This window comes from Geomobilimonas luticola (assembly GCF_018476905.1).
GTDB classification, from domain to species: domain Bacteria; phylum Desulfobacterota; class Desulfuromonadia; order Geobacterales; family Geobacteraceae; genus Geomobilimonas; species Geomobilimonas luticola.
Map to the genome: position 1 here is coordinate 320,772 of NZ_JAHCVK010000001.1, position 17,160 is coordinate 337,931.

General features: G+C 60.3%; 16 protein-coding genes. 3 read left to right on the forward strand and 13 right to left on the reverse strand.

Going from position 1 to position 17,160, the window contains the following annotated elements:
• Nucleotides 1–33: 33 nt before the first annotated feature.
• The 8 genes from KI810_RS01550 to KI810_RS01585 all read right to left on the reverse strand — a co-directional run bounded on the left by KI810_RS01550 (nt 34) and on the right by KI810_RS01585 (nt 7,532).
• Nucleotides 34–324, reverse strand: a complete 291-nt coding sequence (locus KI810_RS01550; RefSeq protein ID WP_214173727.1) for a hypothetical protein — start codon at nt 322–324, stop codon at nt 34–36.
• Nucleotides 325–333: 9 nt separating this feature from the next.
• Nucleotides 334–1,341, reverse strand: coding sequence for a glycosyltransferase (locus tag KI810_RS01555; protein ID WP_214173728.1), 1,008 nt, complete (start codon nt 1,339–1,341; stop codon nt 334–336).
• Between the two features lie 10 nt (nt 1,342–1,351).
• Nucleotides 1,352–2,371, reverse strand: coding sequence for a PAS domain-containing protein (locus KI810_RS01560; RefSeq protein WP_214173729.1), 1,020 nt, complete (start codon nt 2,369–2,371; stop codon nt 1,352–1,354).
• A gap of 21 nt (nt 2,372–2,392) precedes the next feature.
• Nucleotides 2,393–2,653 (reverse strand): sulfurtransferase TusA family protein, encoded by a 261-nt coding sequence (locus tag KI810_RS01565; protein ID WP_214173730.1) that lies wholly within the window; start codon nt 2,651–2,653, stop codon nt 2,393–2,395.
• 48 nt (nt 2,654–2,701) lie between these two features.
• Nucleotides 2,702–3,793, reverse strand: coding sequence for a YeeE/YedE family protein (locus tag KI810_RS01570; RefSeq protein ID WP_214173731.1), 1,092 nt, complete (start codon nt 3,791–3,793; stop codon nt 2,702–2,704).
• 53 nt (nt 3,794–3,846) lie between these two features.
• Nucleotides 3,847–4,233, reverse strand: coding sequence for a YbgC/FadM family acyl-CoA thioesterase (locus tag KI810_RS01575; RefSeq protein ID WP_214173732.1), 387 nt, complete (start codon nt 4,231–4,233; stop codon nt 3,847–3,849).
• A 311-nt stretch (nt 4,234–4,544) separates the two neighbouring features.
• Nucleotides 4,545–4,826 carry an HU family DNA-binding protein gene (locus KI810_RS01580; protein ID WP_214173733.1) on the reverse strand — a complete coding sequence of 94 codons (282 nt, stop codon included), beginning with the start codon at nt 4,824–4,826 and terminating at the stop codon, nt 4,545–4,547.
• A 258-nt stretch (nt 4,827–5,084) separates the two neighbouring features.
• Nucleotides 5,085–7,532, reverse strand: a complete 2,448-nt coding sequence (locus KI810_RS01585) for a penicillin-binding protein 1A (RefSeq protein ID WP_214173734.1) — start codon at nt 7,530–7,532, stop codon at nt 5,085–5,087.
• 232 nt (nt 7,533–7,764) lie between these two features.
• Between KI810_RS01585 and KI810_RS01590 the strand changes: the two genes are divergently transcribed.
• Nucleotides 7,765–8,841: a DUF3187 family protein gene (locus KI810_RS01590; RefSeq protein ID WP_214173735.1), complete on the forward strand. Its 1,077-nt coding sequence runs from the start codon at nt 7,765–7,767 to the stop codon at nt 8,839–8,841.
• A gap of 34 nt (nt 8,842–8,875) precedes the next feature.
• Here the strand turns inward: KI810_RS01590 and KI810_RS01595 are convergent, their stop codons facing one another.
• The 5 genes from KI810_RS01595 to KI810_RS01615 form a co-directional block, all read right to left on the reverse strand.
• Nucleotides 8,876–9,787 carry a DMT family transporter gene (locus KI810_RS01595; RefSeq protein ID WP_214174684.1) on the reverse strand — a complete coding sequence of 304 codons (912 nt, stop codon included), beginning with the start codon at nt 9,785–9,787 and terminating at the stop codon, nt 8,876–8,878.
• Nucleotides 9,788–9,894: 107 nt separating this feature from the next.
• The gene (locus KI810_RS01600) at nt 9,895–10,326 is read right to left on the reverse strand and encodes a YbaN family protein (protein WP_246525109.1); all 432 of its coding nucleotides are present in this window, start codon (nt 10,324–10,326) and stop codon (nt 9,895–9,897) included.
• Between the two features lie 60 nt (nt 10,327–10,386).
• A complete protein-coding gene (uvrA, locus tag KI810_RS01605) occupies nt 10,387–13,200 on the reverse strand; it encodes an excinuclease ABC subunit UvrA (protein ID WP_214173737.1) in 2,814 nt (937 codons plus the stop codon).
• A 60-nt stretch (nt 13,201–13,260) separates the two neighbouring features.
• Complete coding sequence (gene corA, locus KI810_RS01610) at nt 13,261–14,214, reverse strand: magnesium/cobalt transporter CorA (protein ID WP_214173738.1); 954 nt, start codon at nt 14,212–14,214, stop codon at nt 13,261–13,263.
• Nucleotides 14,215–14,337: 123 nt separating this feature from the next.
• Nucleotides 14,338–15,747, reverse strand: coding sequence for a phosphoglucomutase/phosphomannomutase family protein (locus KI810_RS01615; protein WP_214173739.1), 1,410 nt, complete (start codon nt 15,745–15,747; stop codon nt 14,338–14,340).
• 147 nt (nt 15,748–15,894) lie between these two features.
• Between KI810_RS01615 and KI810_RS01620 the strand changes: the two genes are divergently transcribed.
• Together KI810_RS01620 and KI810_RS01625 are read left to right on the forward strand one after the other, a co-directional pair.
• Nucleotides 15,895–16,491 carry a 50S ribosomal protein L11 methyltransferase gene (locus KI810_RS01620; RefSeq protein ID WP_214173740.1) on the forward strand — a complete coding sequence of 199 codons (597 nt, stop codon included), beginning with the start codon at nt 15,895–15,897 and terminating at the stop codon, nt 16,489–16,491.
• Nucleotides 16,492–16,555: 64 nt separating this feature from the next.
• The gene (locus tag KI810_RS01625; protein ID WP_214173741.1) at nt 16,556–17,128 is read left to right on the forward strand and encodes a peptidylprolyl isomerase; all 573 of its coding nucleotides are present in this window, start codon (nt 16,556–16,558) and stop codon (nt 17,126–17,128) included.
• Nucleotides 17,129–17,160: the final 32 nt, after the last annotated feature.

Here is a 17,160-nt window from a genome sequence, read left to right on the forward strand (position 1 = left end):
TCTCGTCCTGTCTCCCACACCCGGATCACTCTCCTAGCCCAACCGCTCCCGTGCCGTCTCAACCAGGCAGTCGAAAACCTGCTCGCGGGTGACGATGAACCGTGGCAGTTCCTGGTTGAGAATGTCCTCCAGCATGTTCAGGACACGCCCGTCGTTGCTCCCCAGCTCGTCCATAACCGCAGCCAGCATCGGCAACACCTCGTAGAGGTCGTCGCGGTTGAACGGCTCAGGATCGGGTTTTCCCTTGAACTTGGGCAGATTGCGATGTGCCGTGTCCTTCGGATATTTATAATAGAGATCGGACGGTTTCAGCATGATGCCCATGTCTGCCTCCTACGTCACGCAGATAAAATCTTCCCCCTCCCGAAAACCACGGGCCATCGCCCAGCGCCGCAGCTCTTCCCGAGCCCCGCGGGTCCCGACAGTGACGAGAAGCTTCCCCATTGCCGGCGAAACCCCGTCAGCAGGGATGACTGGCGCTCCATGCAACTGCCGGCCGACTTTGCGGGGGTCCACATCCACCCAACGGCTTACCCCTATCCCTTCTCCTTCAAGGGCAAGCCGCCATGCCCGCCCCTCTTTACCCGCGCCCGCCAGCATGACCTCGCGTGTGCCGTCCAGAAACCCGCGCCGCAAATGGTGGACCTTGCATGCGCGGAAGGCCCCCGCCGTATATTCGACCATGGTGCGGGTAGCCCTTTCCGGCCGTTCCCTCCAGAAGAAAAGTGGCTGGGGAAGCCGCGCGAAACGGACTCCCGCTGCAGCAAGGCGAAGCCAGAGGTCATAATCCTCCGCCCACCCCATCTCACGATATCCGCCGACGGCGGTTACCAAATCCTTGCGAAACATGACACTTGGATGAACGAAGGGGGATTCCACGAACAGGTCGCACATAACTGCTTCGTGGGTGGTGAGGGAGTTCTGCCACACTTCGTAGGCACGCATGCCGACCTTGAGGCCGGTGCGGGGGAAATGACGAAAGGCAGAGGCGACAAGGCCAATCTCCGGATGGGCTCGCAAACATGCCAGCTGGAACTCCAGACGCCGGGGATGGGAGATGTCGTCCCCATCCATACGGGCAACCAACGGCGCACGGCAGGCGGAAAGACCGGCGTTGAGGGCCTGGACCAGTCCCCGTTCGGGGGGATCGACGATGCGAATGCGCCGGTCACGCCGGGCAGCAGCAGCAAGCTGGCGGGGAGTCGCATCGGTCGAACCGTCATCCACGGCCACAAGTTCCCAGTCATGAAAAGTCTGTCGCTCAATGGACGCAAGGGCTTGGGGGAGATATTCCGCTTCGTTGCGGACAGGAAGCAGAATGGAGAGGGGGGGGACGCTCACCGGTCTGCCGTCATTCCATGCATTTGCCGGTCTCGCCGGCGGGGTGGAAGATGCCGCAGGTCACCAGCGGCTTGCCATCCTTGAGACTGCAGCTGATTTTTCCCCTGACGGGGAGGCGGGTGCCGTCACGGGCAACAAAGACGGCATCGATCTCCCCACCCCTGCCGGTAGCCATGAGGGTATTGAAAAACCCCAGGCAATGCTCGCGACAGTCGGGGTGGATGATATCGTGGATGGAAAGCCGGTCGATCTCGTCCTCACCGTAACCGAGGGCTTGTCGCCAGGCACGGTTGACGTAGAGGAACATGCCGTCGGGGGTAACCCCCTGCACCATGTCCCGGGAGTTATCCAGCAGGGTGCGAAACATCTCCTCACTCTCCTGGAGGCTCTCCATCATCCGCTTCCGATCGGTTACCTCGTTGTAAACCAGCACCACATGGGTAATTTCACCGAACTTGTTCTTGATGGGTGCGGCGGCCACATCGTAGTTGCGCCCTTTTAACGCCCACTCCTGGCGTTGCAATCCGATCTTGCACGCCATGATCTTGGCAAACGTGCAATCAGGGGGAGGGATTTCCTGCCCGCAAAGCACCTTGCTGCAGGTGGAACCGAGGACATCCATCCCCGCAGGGAGAAACATCTCCCGCAACTTGGGATTGAAGGCCTGGACCTTCATCTCGGCATCCACCACCAGTATTCCCACGTTTGCAGCGGTCAGAATGGCCTGTATTTCGTCATTGGCAAGCTTGAGTTTGTCGTTGGTGTCATTGAGGTGTTCGAGCACCTGGTCGAAGGCATCGGCAATTATTCCGATCGGATCAAGGTCCAGCAGGGTCTTGTCGTCCAACTCCTCGGCACGAAGCGGCAACGTTCCCATTACCCGCAATAGCTGGTTTACCTTGCTCCGCACGTAGGTATGGGCCTGGCGTTCCCGTTCCCGCAGGAGTTCGTTTTCCGCGACCAGACGCCGGCTCTCGTTGGCTCCGGACAGGTTCTCGACAACGTCCCGCAATTTTTCACCTAACTTCATGGCTGATCATACCCTCCGTCGCTAGTGGCCCCGCTCGATCACCACGAGATACCCGTCATCGACATGCCGCACCTCTACGCCGTACCCCATATTTCCGGCCGCTTCGGGAATGGTTATGGTGGCATCCCGGTTGTCGGTCTTGAAGGCGAGCTGGACTTTTCCGTTGTGCAACTGCTCCTTGCAGCGATTCAGTTCTTTGAGAGCTATGAGCAGAGTTGCCGGGCAGAGCTGGCCTCTGATGTCAAACTCGATAACCTGGGGTGCTTTCTGTTCCCTGTCCATGGTATCCTCACTAGAAACCGGTTGATGTCCCGACGCAGACCCCGTGCCTCAATCTCTTATGACCAGGCGGGTCAGGAGTTTCCCCCCCAACCAGGCTCCCGGAAACAGTCCAAGAACGAACAGGAGACTCTGGCCCGCCAGTATGGGGAGCCCCCCGAAGATATGCCAGATATTACACCCCGGAGCCATGCGTGATGCGAGCCCCATTATCACCCCGCCGGCAAAAGCGGAACCATACTGTCGTACCGGCACTCGATAATAGATGTGAAATTCCCGTACCAGCACGGCCGACATCAGTCCACCCAGCACAAGCCCCACCAGAAGGGGATACTGCACGGCTGCCACGGCATCAAACGCAGGCCCCGGTCCGCCGACAAGGCGCTCCTGCGTCAATGGGTGACGGTAATCGAGGGGCAATCCCTTGAAAAAAGCCACTTCGGCAAAATGGCGGGGTGCGATGAGCCGTTCTAGTGACGCACCCAGTTTGGCGTAGGATGTCGTTATGCCGAGGGGCATCCCCACCAGCAGATAGGAGCAGAGCCCTGTCAGGGAAAGAAGCAGGGCGCCCAGCCACGGCTGCACATGGCCTTGCACCCGAAAATGTCGTTGCAGTTTACCATGGCGCTGCCAGCGATACAAGAAAGCCCCTGCGACACCAACTGACAGCATGACGGGGAACAGGGGGGAGAGCCCGAAAGCTTCCGGCAGTGTCACACTCCCGTTGCCCATCACTGTCGACCGCACGAAGGCTCCCCACCAGGGATGAATCTCCCCATACAACGCGCTGCCGGCAATGAGCCCGACGAAAGCAACCCCGCTGAGAACATTCCCCGCGCCGAGCTTATAGAGAGTCCCGACGACACATCCCCCCGCCAGAACCATTCCGATGCCGAAGAGAGTTCCGCCAACCAGGCTGGCGAGAGTCGGAGGCCCCAGCGACGGAAAGGGATAGAGAGGCAAAAGCCCCATCACTCGGGCTGCTTCGAAGAGAATCATGGAAACGGCGACAAGGAGCAGCAATTGGCGCAGCATGAATGCCTGACGGAAGAGAAAGAGGTCACGGAACGCCCCCGCCATGCAAAATCCGGCACGATGCATGATGAACCCGGCCACACACCCCAGAAGGAATGATACCGGCATAACAACCGCATATGCCGCTACGGTCAACACCCAGCCTCCCTTGCCCCTTTAGATCAGGCCTTTTGGAGCACCCGCACCAGGTCAGACGGCAGTCGCTTCGCCTTCATTCCCGGCCCGACGCAAACCAGCGTCACCCGCCCCTCGACAAGGAGTTTGTCATCCATATCCCTTATGACCCGCTGGCCCAGGGTAAAAGAGGTTTTCCCCACTTCAAGGACCTCAGTCTCCACCCGGACCAGGTCATCGAGGACTGCCGGAGCGCGGAAGTCAGTCTCCAGGCGTACCACCGGGAATATGCTTCCCATGTCGTGCAACGCGCGCACTGACAATCCCTGCTCTCTCAGAAATTCTGTACGGGCCCGCTCGAAATAATGGAGGTACCTGGCATGATAGACAACCCCGCCAGCGTCCGTGTCCTCATAATAAATACGCAGTTTCATCCCCGCCGTGACCTTTCGTGGCGCATGTTATGCGGGCGTGACGTCTCCCCGTGCCGGCAACGACAGGCGGCCATAACCTCAATCACGCATTGCTGACAGTATATCACCAACGGAGGACCCTGTTCCAATCAATTATTCGTTGCTTGTGGTTTGTTCGGTTGCAGTAACCTTTTAACCGCTGCTCACCTGTGGTCATGACACAGGACAAAAAAAACCCCGCTTAGGCGGGGTTTTTCATGAATACATACGAGTCGCTTCATCCCGTAATGCCGAACAGCGGTGCAACGGGATACGCAGTCAACCGGCAGGAATTACTTCTTCTTGGCAACGGCATCCTTGAGAGCCTTGCCAGGACGGAACTTGGGCACCTTGGCGGCGGCAATCTTGATTTCCTTGCCGGTCTGGGGATTTCTGCCGGTGCGGGCCTTGCGGCTGGCAACTTCGAAGCTGCCGAAGCCGACCAGGGTTACCCGGTCACCCTTCTTCAGGGCGCCGCTAACCGTAGAGATGAACGCACCTACTGCTTTCTCCGCTGCCGCCTTGGTCAGACTGGCAGACTTCGCTACCGCTTCGACGAGTTCTGCTTTGGTCATAGTAAACCCTCCTTTTTATGGTGTTTCACGAATACTATATTCATAAATTTGCCCTTTGCAAGGGTTTATTTAAAAAAATTTGTTTTTTTTTACGGTTGGCAGGGGTTCGCCCACTCCGTCTCCCGTATGCCGTGACCAGTAGAAGGTTTGGGGTGACACTGATACGTAACCCCTCTCGGGAGGCAAACATAAGTCAAAACAACTGGTTAAAAGCTTGCCGGGAAAGACATTAACGCCCTGCGTAGAGGCGGACTCCTTCTAATTATCCTCTCCATCGTAACTGGTCGGCTCAGTACCCGTTATGAAACATTCCGAGACGCTCCCCTCGCTCCCCTGCCTGGCAAGCAGTCCAGTGCGGGGATTGATGAGGGCAAAGACAACATTATCGGGAGGGGAGAACCTCTGGGCCGGAATGCCGGCCAATCCGCGCTGCATGAACTCAGTCCAGATCGGAGCGGCGGCCTGGCCACCCGACCCTCCCGCACCGAGTGATTTCTCCTGGTCGTAACCGACCCAGACACCGGCAACCAGTTGGGGAACATACCCGACAAACCAGGCATCCTTCATGTCATTGGTGGTTCCCGTCTTACCCGCCACGGGTCGGCCGAGAGCCCGGGCTCTCTGGCCGGTGCCGCTCGCTACTACGCTCTCCATAAGGTTCGTCATGATATAGGCAGTTTCCGGCGGAATGACTGGAACCGCCGTCAGTTGAGTTGTCGGGGAGGGAGAAGCAGGGGCGGCGGCACCATCCAGGGTCAGCGTTTGTGCGGACGTCGCGGCCCCGAAGACCGGCAGCGCCGGTGGCGTAATCTCTTCCAGCACTTTTCCGTCACGGTCCGTTACCTTGGTGACGAAATAGGGGGTCGTCCGGTAGCCGCCGGAGGCGAACACCGCATAGGCGCTGGTCAGCTCCAGGGGAGTCACGCTGGAAGAGCCGAGAGCCAGGGTGAGATTGTTTTCCAGGGTCGAGGCAATGCCCAGCTTCTTCGCGAATTCGATGGCGGCGGTCACCCCGATGGTTTCGAGGATTTTCACGCTCACCACATTGATGGAATTGGTGAGCGCCTCCCGCATGGCGACCGGCCCCCGATAGATATTGTCGTAATTTTTCGGCTTCCAGGCCTTGTCCCTGCCACTGTCGTACTCAACCGGCGAATCGTCGATAATGGTGGCCGCCGTCATCCTTCTGCTGTCGATGGCAGCACCGTAGATTATCGGCTTGAATGCGGAGCCGGGGTTGCGCTTGGCCTGCATGGCACGATTGAACTGGCTCTTTTTGAAGTCGTAGCCTCCCACCATGGCACGTACTCCGCCGGTGCGCGGATCGATGGCAATCAGCGCCGCCTGGGCTTCCGGTTCCTGGTCGAGGGAGAAGACCGCACCCCCCTTGTTCACGTCAGGGGTCAGCACCGACACCTCGACAACCGCGCCGAGGGGGAGGGCTTTCCCCTTGACCTCCGCCGGCTTGCCATAACTGTTGACCAGCACCACCTTGCCAGCCCACGCCATGTTTTTGCGGGGGAGAAGTCCGGTCCGGTCGCCGACGCGCACCGTCACATCACCATTGGCGGGATTCACCGCCGTTACGACACCCTGGTAGGTCGCTCCCTGCTTGAGGGAGGCAGAGTCGATGCCTTCCTCGACCTTCTTGCAGAAATCGTCCAGCTCGGCTTCGCTCAGGTATTTGAGAGCCCCCCGGAATCCCTGGCGCTTGTCCACCGCCTTGAGACCGTTCACCACCGCGTCATAGGCCGATTTCTGCATTTCGGCATTCATGGTGGTATAGACCTTCAGCCCCTCCTTGTAGAGCCGGTCCTCGCCATATTTTTCCTCCAGCTGGATGCGCACCTGCTCCAGGAAATAGGCAGACTGGTCGCTGTTGACCTTCTTCCGCGAACGGATGACGATCGGAGTGTTGCGGGCATGGACAGCCTCGGCCTCGGCGATGAACCCCTCCTTCACCATCCGGTCCAGTACGTATTTCTGGCGCTCCCGCGCCCTGTCCAGGTGTTTGATGGGGGAATAGGTATTGGGTGCCTTGGGAAGGCCCGCCAGCATCGCCATTTCCGCGAGGTTGAGCTGCTCCACATCCTTGCCGAAATAGGTTTCCGCCGCCAGTTGCACACCATAGGAGCCCGCCCCCATGTAGATCTGGTTCAGGTAGATATAGAGGATTTCGTCCTTGGAGAGCATCTTTTCCATGCGCGTTGCAAGGATCGCCTCCTTGAGCTTGCGGGAGTATTTCTTCTCCGGCGTAAGGAGCATGGATTTGGCCACCTGCTGGGTTATGGTGGACGCCCCCTCCTTCTTCCGCAGAGATATGAGGTTCTTGACGGCGGCCCGGACGATCCCCAGGTAATCGATCCCCTTGTGCTTGTAGAAATTGGCGTCTTCCGCCGCAACGAACGCCTGGATCAGCTTCTTGGGAATCTTTTCCACCGGAACCACCGTCCGCCGTTCCAGATAAAATTCACCGACCAGATTGCCGTCCGCCCCGAACACCTGGGAAACGATGGGAGGCCGGTAATCGGCCAGCCGGTCCACTTTCGGCAAGGTGGCCATGAGAAAGAGAAAATAGCCGCACAACGCGAGCAGGGCGACACCACCCGCGCCGACGGCGGCAAGCAGGAGTTTTTTCCCCAGCCCTTTGCCGGGTTTGCGTGGCAGGCGCCGTTTGATCTGCTGTTGTCCCTGGTAAAGCTGCATAGAGGTAAGCTCCTCTGTGATGACAAGAATGGTGCCGAAAAAGGGCGGTTCATTATCGCAGATTGACCGGCGAATTCAAGCACTAATCAACCGCCATTCCCTCCCGGACAGGGGAGTCACGGCAACGGCATGCGAACGTTTGGTGCTGGCAATCCCCCCGTTTTCCGTTATCCTTGGGAATGATTGCCCCGATGGCTATCACCGGTATCAATTATTCTGCACGGGAGGGCGCATGGCCCGGAAAACCCGTATAGCGACCCTGCCTGCCCTTCTGCCGTTCAGAAGCGGTCCATCGGCACTATTCCTTCCCCTGGCCGTCGTGTGCTGCCTTTTCTGCGGGATTCTGGTTCCCGGCATCGCGAGATGCGCAGACATCACCCCGTTCCACACCTTCAACCAGAGCCCGCTGGTGCAGATATTCGGCCTGCCGGCGGCGGAACCGGCAGCATTGCAGCCTGCCGGACGAAGCCGGAGCCTTCTGGCGCTGGACATAGCCAACAGCTTCGCCCGGGACACGACGCCGCGGGATGAAATCCTTATCGATGGAGAGAGCTACCGGCTCACCCTGGCACTTCGTCACGGCATTACGGAGAAGTTGGAGGCGGGAATCGATATTCCGTGGGTCGGGCATGGGGCGGGGGTTTTCGACAGCTTCATCGAGGGGTGGCACGACTTCTTCGGCCTCCCCCAAGGAGGGCGGAAGGAGGCGCCACGCAACCGCCTCCTCTACGCCTACGACCGGTACGGCCAGGAACGGTTGAGACGGGACGACTCCACCTTCGGGATGGGAGACATCCGGCTCACCGGCGGACTGCAACTCTATCACGACCGCCGACCCAACCCCCGCGCCGTCGCACTGCGCACCAGCATCAAGCTCCCCACGGGGAGCAGCTCCAGGCTCCACGGCAGTGGCAGCACCGATGTCGCGCTCTGGCTCACCGCCAGCGACGATTATACGCTGCCGGGCCCTTGGGGACACCTGGCCCTGTTCGGCTCCGCCGGGGGCATGGTCATGACCGGCGGTGACATACTGAGGGATCAGCAGCGCAATCTTGCCGGCTTCGGCAGTCTCGGCGTCGGCTGGTCACCGGCGGAGTGGATTGCGCTGAAAACCCAGATATCAGGCAACACCCCTTTCTACCGGGACAGCGACCTGCCGGAACTGGATAACCCCTCGTTCCTGTTAACCGTCGGCGGCACCCTCGCGTTCTCACCCGATACCGCCCTCGACATCGGGGTTTCGGAGGACCTTGCCGTCTCCACCGCCCCCGATGTGGCCCTTCACCTGGGACTCAGCCATCGCTTTTAGCATCCGAGTCAACCCCCGGATGTGAGGTCCAATCTTAAGCCCGACGGTAATCGATCCCGATGCGCCACTCCCGGTAACGCCGGATGAGCATCGGCAGGGCAACGGCCCCGAAGATAAAGCCGCACCCCACCCATTCCTTGCCGCTCAACCGCTCACCCAGCACCGCCATCCCCCCCAGCATGCTCCAGACAGGATCGAGGGTATAGATCAGTCCTGCCTTGGTGGGGGTGGTGTAGCGCTGATACCTGTTCTGCAGGGTGAAACAGATGACCGTCGGAAAGATTGCGCAGTAGATGAGGGAGGCGGCAGAAAGCGGCCCGACGCGGAGCGGCTGAGACGGCATGAACAGACAGATCGCCCCGCCGGCGAGAGCCACGACGGCGAACTGGACGAAGGATATCAGGTAGACGTCCTCGTCCCGCAGCACCTTGGAGACGGTGATAATGTGAATGGCGATGAACAGGGCACAGACGGTGGAGAGGAAATCGCCGTAACTGAACCCCTCCACACCCCCCCGGGCCAGCTGCCACAGGCCGACGAGCGCCAGGACGATGCCGAGAAAGCTCCAGCGGTCGACCCGTTCCCTCCAGACCAGGTAGCAGAGGAGCGGAATGAAAAGAACGAACAGGTTGTTGAGAAAGCCGGCCCGGGAGGCGGTCGTGCCGCTCAAGCCAAGCACGAAGGAGAGATTGGTCGCTGCCAGAGCCAGTCCGACGACCGTCCCCTTCCAGGTTATGCGCCAATCGAGACGACGGAGGCGGGGGAGACAGACAACCGTCATGATGAGGGTCGCCAGGGCGAAACGGAGGAACATGAAGGTAACGGGGGGAATATCCCGGAAACCGAGCTTGTTGAAGACGAAGCTCCCCCCCCAAAGGAGGGTGGTGAAGACGAGCATGAAGGTAACTCTGGAAGAGGAAACTGCCGTTTGGCTGGTATCGGTCATGGGAGTGCCATTAAAAACCGGTTCGCCCGGCAAGTCAACCGTTCGTTCATCGGCCCTCACGGACCCGCTCCCCATGCAGCCACGTCGGCAATGGCAAGGGGCGGCCCTTACGAAGGATTGTCACTCCCCCCCTTGGGGCCGTTTCCCGGTGGGGAGGTCGGCAGGCGGAACAGATACATGGTGACCCCCGCGGCTATGGCCAAAAGCAGTAGCTTAACCCAGAAAACCGGAACGAAGAGAAACGCGGAGGTCGGCACCGTCACCCACACCATCCCGACAGCCATCCACTTCGCCTTCTGGGGGATACCCTTGCCGCTCAGATAATCCCGCACCAGCGGCCCCAGGTGATCGTGTTCGACGAGCCAGGAGTGGAAACGCTCCGAACTCCGGGCGAAGCAGGCTGCCGCCAGGAGCAGCAGCGGGACCGTTGGCACCAGTGGCAGGAACAGTCCGATCACCCCCGCCACGATGGCAACCCAGCCGATACCGACAAGGAGCCAGCGAAGCAGGTCATTTTTTACGTGTGCGGGGTTCGCCAAACGTGTCAATTCCTTCTGTCAGCATTGCATGTTACGAAGGGAATGGCTGACATACCACCCTCAGAGAAGCTTGCGCAGAAACTGCCCCGTGTACGAACGGGTGACAAGGGACACCTCTTCTGGGGTCCCCGTGGCGATCACCTCGCCCCCCCGATCCCCTCCTTCCGGCCCCAGGTCGATGAGGTAGTCGGCGGTCTTGATCACGTCAAGGTTGTGCTCGATGATGACGATGGTGTTTCCCCCCTCCACCAGCCGCTGCAGGACGTCCAGGAGCTTCTGGATGTCGGCGAAGTGGAGGCCGGTGGTCGGTTCGTCCAGGATGTAGATGGTGCGGCCGGTGGCCCGCTTGGCCAACTCCTTGGCGAGCTTCACCCGCTGGGCCTCGCCACCGGAGAGGGTGGTGGCGGACTGCCCCAGCTTGATGTAGCCGAGCCCCACCTCCTCCAGGGTCTTCAGCTTGGTCCTGATGCGGGGGATATGCTCCATGAACTGCACCGCCTGGGAGACGGTCATGTCCAGCACCTCGGCGATGGATTTCCCCTTGTAGCGCACCTCCAGGGTCTCCCGGTTGTACCGGGCACCCTTGCAGACCTCGCACTGGACGTAGACGTCGGGAAGGAAGTGCATCTCGATCTTGATGATGCCGTCCCCCGAGCACGCCTCGCACCTCCCCCCCTTGACGTTGAAGGAGTAGCGCCCCGGCTTGTAGCCGCGCACCTTGGATTCGGGGAGTTGGGCGAACAGGTCACGGACATCGGTGAAAAGCCCGGTGTAGGTAGCGGGATTGGAGCGTGGGGTACGGCCGATGGGGGACTGGTCGATGTTGATCACCTTGTCCAGCGCATCCAGTCCCTTGATGTCACGCACCGCCCCCGCCTTCTCCCGGCTCTTGTAGAGTCGCTGGCCGAGGACCTTGTAGAGGGTGTCGATGACCAGGGTGGATTTACCCGACCCGGAAACCCCGGTGACGCAGGTCATGACGCCGAGGGGAACCTGCACGTCCACCTGTTTCAGGTTGTTCTCTGTAGCACCGACGATCTTCAGGAACTTTTTGGGGGTGCGCCGCTTCTTCGGCACCGCGATGGAGAGTGACCCCGACAGGTACTGTCCCGTCAGGGACGCGGGATTCGCCATGATCTCCGCCGGCGTCCCCTGGGCCACCACCTCGCCGCCATGGACTCCCGCCCCCGGTCCCATGTCGATGACGTGGTCCGACTCCAGGATGGTTTCCTCGTCGTGCTCCACCACGAGCACCGTGTTGCCGATGTCCCGCAGGTGCTTGAGGGTCTGGAGGAGCCGGGCGTTGTCCCGCTGGTGGAGGCCTATGGAGGGTTCGTCCAGGATGTAGAGGACCCCCACGAGGGAGGAGCCAATCTGGGTGGCGAGCCTGATCCGCTGTCCTTCCCCGCCGGAGAGGGTGCCGGAGGAGCGGTCCAGGGAAAGATAGTCGAGCCCCACGTTGACCAGGAAGTGGAGCCGCTCCCGGATCTCCTTCAGAACACGGCGGGCGATCTCCGCCTCCTTCTCGGTCAGGGGAAGGTCGGCGAAGAACGTCAGGCACTCCTTGATGGAAAGGGCCGTCACCTCGCAGATGTTCCGCCCGTTGATCCTGACGTAAAGGGCTTCTTTCTTCAGCCGCGCCCCCTGGCAGGTGGGGCACGGCATGACGTTCATGTACTTCTCCAGCTCCTCCCGCACCTGCTCCGAGTCGGTCTCCCGGAACCGCCGCTCCAGGTTGTTCAGCACACCCTCGAACTCCTTCTGGTAGGTATGGCGGCGGCCGCCGTCCTCCTCCCACCAGAACTCCACTTTCTCTCCTCCCGAGCCGTACAGGATCACCTGCCGGGCCTTTTCCGGGAGCTTGCTGAAGGGGGTGCGGATGTCAAAGTCATAGGCCTTGGCCAGGGCTTCCAGGGTCAGGTGGTACCAGCCGGAGAGCCGCTTTTCCCACGGAGCGATGGCACCGTCCCGGATGGAGAGATTCGGGTTGGGGACCACCAGGTCGGCATCGAAATACATCCGGGTGCCAAGGCCGGTGCAGTCGGGGCAGGCGCCGTAGGGGTTGTTGAAGGAGAACATGCGCGGCGTCATCTCCGGGTAGGAGATGCCGCAGTCGATGCAGGCGAGGGATTCGGAAAAAAGCATCGTCTCGCCGTCCACGATGGCCACCTTGGCGATCCCTTCGGCATGGTTGAGAGCCACCTCCAGGGAGTCGGCCAGCCGCCGCTCCAAACCCTCCTTGACGATGAGCCGGTCCACCACGATGTCGATATCGTGCTTCTTGTTCTTGTCGAGGGTGATATCTTCCGCCAGTTCAAACGGCTTTCCGTCGATGATCACCCGGGTGAAGCCGTCCTTCCGCAGCTGCTGCAGCTCTTTCCGATATTCCCCTTTCCGGCCGCGCACCATGGGGGAGAGGAGGTTGAGCCTGGTTCCGGCGGGGAACGCCATGATCTGGTCCACCATCTGGGAGACGGTCTGGGAGGTGATCTCCCTGCCGCAACTGTAGCAGTGGGGGCGGCCTACCCGGGCGAAGAGGAGCCGCAGGTAGTCGTAGATCTCGGTGACCGTCCCGACGGTGGAGCGGGGATTCTTGCTGGTGGTCTTCTGCTCGATGGAGATAGCCGGGGAGAGCCCCTCGATGGACTCCACGTCCGGCTTCTCCATCTGCTCCAGGAACTGGCGGGCGTAGGCGGAGAGGGACTCAACGTAACGGCGCTGCCCCTCGGCGTAGATGGTATCGAAGGCCAGGGTCGACTTCCCCGACCCGGAAATGCCGGTGATGACCACCAGCCGGTCCCGGGGGATCTCCACGTCGATGCACTTCAGGTTGTGCTCGCAGGCCCCTTTGATGATGATCTTGTCGCTTGCCATGGTATTCGGAAATCCCCTTCACTATGTTGCGTTGCACGAAAGAATCGGCGTTTACGGCAACTAGAGCCATCCTTTTTTCTTGAATATATAGAGGGGAAGGACGGCGGAAACGACGATGAGAAAAAGCGACAGCACGTAGCCGTAGGGCCATTCCAGCCCCGGCAGATGCCGGAAATTCATTCCGTAAATGCTGGCTATGAGCGTCGGCGGCAGGAAGATTACCGACATGACGGTGAATATCTTGATGACCTTGTTTTGCTCGATACTCAGATGGTTGAGAAAGAGGTTCTGCAGGTAATCGAGGCGGTCGAAGTTGAAATTGGCCGAAATTGTCAGGGAGTTTACATCCTTGATCATGAGACTGAACTCTTTCTTCAGATTTTCTGAAATCTTGCCGCTCTTGAGAAGGGAAGAGAGGACCCGGTGCTTGTCGGTCAGGTTCTCGCGGATGGTGATATTGATATCCTCGTAGGCGGTGATGTATTCGAGAAACCGGGCTGGGTTTTCGAAGGAGCGGGGATCCTTCCTGCCGACACTGACGATCTCCTTCGAAAGGTTTTCCAAAATGTCGGCATCCATGTCGACCCGCACCCCCAGGATGCCGGAAAGGACGTCGGCCCCGTCCCGGAACGCACTGGGGTTGAGACGAAGTTTTCTGGAAAATTCGGTGAATATGCGCAGGTCGCTGAACCGGACGGTAACGATGAACTGATCCTTGAGGATGAAGGAAACGGTTTCGTTGTATGCCTTGGCCGCTTCCTTGACGAGGAAGTAGGTGTTGATCATGATGCCGGCGTCATCCTCCCAGTAGCGGGAGCTGAACTCGATCTCCTCCGATTCCTGGCGCGTCGGGATCTCGATGTTCAGGATTTCCTCCACCGCAGCGCACTCCTCCGGGGAAGGGGAGAGGAGGTCGAGCCAGACGAGAAAGTCCCGTTCCAGGGTCGCAAGTTGGTCCAGTTCTATGGTGGCCGGCTTGAACGATCCGTCTTTGCGTAAAAATGCCCTGATCATGGTGGAACCTCACGAAGGATGCCGGTTTGCAGATGCGAACGGGGGTGCTACCGGAGGGGCGGTCAGGAGCAGGAAACCGGCGCCTTTCATCCCTGTCGCCCCTCACCTTGGGAAACGAGGAGATCAGATCCGGGCTATATCCCGTCCGGCCTGGAGCAATGCGGTGACAAGGTCGGGGTCTCCCGCTTCGCTGTAGAGACGGAGCACCGGCTCGGTACCGGAGGGACGGATGAGGAGCCAGGAACCGTCGCCGAAAATGAACTTGAAGCCGTCCCGGAAATTCTCCTCCGCAACCTCCCGACCGGCGATGGTCGACATTCCCCCCGCCTTGAGCCGGGCAATGAGCTCTTCCTTGGCGGCATTGTCGATGGGGAGGTCAAGGCGATGGTAGTAAAAATGACCGATCTCGTCCATGGTTTCCATGAGAAGCTGGCGCAATCCCTTGCCGGTCATGGCCATCGCCTCCAGCAGCAGCAGCCCCATGAGGATGCCGTCCCGCTCCGGAATATGCCCCTTGACGCCGAGCCCTCCCGATTCCTCACCCCCCATGAGGATGTCATGATCGAGCATCAGTTCGCAGATATGCTTGAAGCCGATGGGGGTCTCGAACAGGGGAAGGCCGAATTTGGCGCTCAGCAGGTCGATCATCCGGGTGGTGGAAACGGTCTTCACCACTCCGCCAGCGAGCCCCTTCCGCTCATGGAGATGGCGGAGGAGGACCGTGAATATCCGGTGGGAGGAAAAGAACTCCCCCGCCTCGTCCACCGCGCCGATCCGGTCCGCATCCCCGTCCAGGGCGAGGCCGACCCGGTACTGGCCGCTCTTCACCAGAAGCGCAAGGTCCGTAAGGTGCTCTTCCGTCGGCTCGGGAGGCTGACCGCCAAAGCCGGGATTCTCCAGGGCATGGATTTCCGCGGTACCGGGGAGAAGTTCCGGGATGAAGCCGGTGCCGGCGCCGTACATGGGATCCACCACCACCGGGATGTTGGCGCGACGGATCAGATCGAGATCGACATAGCGGGCCAGTTGTTTGAAATAGGAGGTCCTGGCAGCGAAAGGCTTCACTACCCCTTTCTCCCGCGCCTCGGCAAGGGGAATGGCCCGCACCTCCCGGCCGCTCGCCTGGTTGGCCGCCACCATCTCTTCCAGCACTTTGGTGGTCGAAGGGCGGGCCGAACCGCCGTACTGCTCCTTCACCTTGAAGCCGTTGTAGATGGGAGGGTTGTGGCTGGCGGTGATCATCACCCCCGCCCCGGCCCCCAGCTCGTGCACTCCCCAGGAAACCGCAGGTGTCGGGGCGTAACCATCGATGAGCCAGCAGGTTATGTCGTTGCCGGCGGCGATCTCCGCAACCCGTTCGGCGAACTCCCGGGAAAGGAAACGCCGGTCGTAACCGACCACCACCCCCTTGGCCCCGAGCCCTTCCCGGTGGAGATAGTCCATGGTGGCCTGGGCCACAAGAGAAACATTGTCAAAGGTAAAATCGCGGGCGATGATCCCTCGCCAGCCGTCGGTGCCAAACTTGATCTGCAACGCTCCGTCCTCCCCAACTATCTGAAATTTCATGATTCGGGCGATAATTTTCGCCCCATCGGCACTTGATGTCAACCATTAGTTTCCTTTCCTTTGGCGGGGAAATGGAGTAAGGTGCCTCCCAATCCACCATCACGGAGCACGACCATGTCCGGACGCATCTTCACCCCCTTCGCCATCGGCCCCTTCACCATCCTGCCGGAAGACGCCCTGCCGCCTGAACCGTGCGGCATCCCCCTCGTCCTCGGCAGAAAGGGGGCATTCGGTTCGGGCGAGCACGAGACCACCGCCTCCTGCCTGGAGATGCTGGCAAGGCGCCCCGAAGTCCGGGGTGCCCGGGGGCTCGACCTGGGGAGCGGCACCGGCATCCTCGCCATCGCGGCAATCCGGCTCGGGGCGGAGGCGGTGGTCGCCGTGGACATCGAGTGGCCTGCGGCAGTTTCCTGCGCCGCCAATGCCCGCCTGAACGGGATGGAGGACCGGGTCCTGACGGTCTGCGGAGAACTGAACTCCCTCCGCGGAGAGCAGTTCGACCTGCTCCTCGCCAACATCTACGCCGACCTCCACCTGGCCCTGGCCGACCAGATGGTGGCCATGACCCGTCGGGGAGGACTGCTCCTCCTCTCCGGCATCCCTCTCCAGGACAAGTTCGACATCCAGAACCGCTTCGCCCGTCTCGGCTGCCGCCAGCTCGACATGGGCATCCTGGAGGATTACGTCACCATTCTCATGGGAAAAGGTTGACCGAGACACCCCTACTTCCTGTATACTTGAAACCCTACACACCCCATCGCAAGGAGGAATCACCATGCTGAAGAAAATCATGTTTACCCTCGCCTGCACCCTGCTGCTGGGGGGGACCGCCCTGGCCGCCGAAGGTAAAAACCCGGTGGTGCTCATGGAAACGAGCCTTGGCAACGTGAAGCTGGAGCTGTTCCAGAAGGAAGCACCCCTCTCGGTGAAGAACTTCCTCGCCTACGTCACCAGCGGCTTCTACAACGGCACCGTCTTTCACCGGGTCATCCCCGGCTTCATGATCCAGGGTGGAGGGATGACGGCGGATCTGAAGCCCAAGACGACCAATGCACCGATCAAAAATGAGGCGGACAACGGCCTCAAGAACGACCGCGGGACCTTGTCCATGGCCAGGACAGGTGATCCCAACAGTGCAACCTCTCAATTTTTTATCAACGTTGTGAACAACGGCGGACTCAATCGCCCCCAACCCGACGGCTTTGGCTATGCCGTCTTCGGCAGGGTGATCGACGGGATGGAGGTGGTTGACAAAATCGTGTCGACCCCACAGAAGCAGCTGAACATGGTCTTCCAGAACGTGCCGGTGACACCGGTGGTTATAAAGTCGATGAAAGTGCTGAAGTAACAAAAAGGGCGCCGGCAACGGCGCCCTTCGCT